Annotated in this window: 1 tRNA gene; it reads left to right on the top strand. The window is 42.8% G+C overall.

From position 1 onward, the window contains the following. Positions 1-101 precede the first annotated feature (101 nt). Positions 102-177 (top strand) — tRNA-Glu (locus A6D97_RS06800). Positions 178-257: the final 80 nt, after the last annotated feature.

The following is a 257-nucleotide window of genomic DNA, read 5'->3' as shown; positions in this document are numbered from 1 at the left end:
AGCCCTAGGGGAACCTGGGGCTGGATCACCTCCTTATACGAAGATATTCACGATAAGTGTCCACACAGATTGATATGTTTAAACAGTTAAGAGTAACCTATGTCCCGTTCGTCTAGAGGCCTAGGACACCGCCCTTTCACGGCGGTAACAGGGGTTCGACTCCCCTACGGGATACCATCTTTAAGCACATTTATTTAAGTGTTTTTAAAAATGGTTCATTTTATTGAATCAAGCTCTTTAACAATTTGGAAAGCTGA

This window comes from Vibrio sp. ZF57 (assembly GCF_001691235.1).
Lineage (GTDB): Bacteria > Pseudomonadota > Gammaproteobacteria > Enterobacterales > Vibrionaceae > Vibrio > Vibrio crassostreae_C.
Note: the sequence above shows the minus strand (reverse complement) of the source record. Positions and strands in the feature narration are given on the sequence as shown.